Here is a 611-nt window from a genome sequence, read left to right on the forward strand (position 1 = left end):
CGCCCACGTGCCCACCGCGCTCGCCGCCTACGCCCGCGAACGTATGGACCGCACCGCCGCCGTCGTCCTGTCCTCACGCCGCCAGGGCGCCCTCGACCAGGGCGCCGACCGGGAAGGCGAACAGCGGCGCAACGCCCGCATGCGGGCGGCCGGCCGCAAGGACCAGGACGCGCTCGACATCGCCGCGTGGCGGCCCGCACCCCTGGCCGCCGACCCGGCGCACGCCTCCGCCCCACGGAAGGGTGACGACATCGTGCACACCCCCCACATCGTCCTGCTCAGCGGCTCCCTGCGGCCCGGCTCGACCTCGGACCGGGTGGCCCAGTGGTGCGCCCAGCGCGTCACGGCCGGGGGCGCCACCGCCCGCGTCTTCACCGGCGCGGAACTGGACTTCCCCGCCTACCGGCCCGGACTGGCGGCCTGCCACGCGGGCGTCGCCGGGTTCCTCGACGAACTGCGCCGCGCCGACGGCGTGGTGCTCGTCTCCCCGACCTACCACGCCAGTATCTCCGGCCTGCTGAAGAACGCCCTCGACGCGGTCAACGACATCGACGGGCCGCAGCCCCTCCTCGACGGGCGGGCCATCGGCACGGTCGCCGTCGGCGCGGGCC

1 protein-coding gene is annotated in these 611 nt (G+C 76.6%); it reads left to right on the forward strand.

The annotated features are described in order from the left end of the window. Positions 1-611 (forward strand): NADPH-dependent FMN reductase (locus B7767_RS47545; protein WP_218775863.1); only part of this gene is annotated, 611 nt, incomplete at both ends.

Source organism: Streptomyces sp. 13-12-16 (assembly GCF_002114215.1).
Classification (GTDB): domain Bacteria; phylum Actinomycetota; class Actinomycetes; order Streptomycetales; family Streptomycetaceae; genus Streptomyces.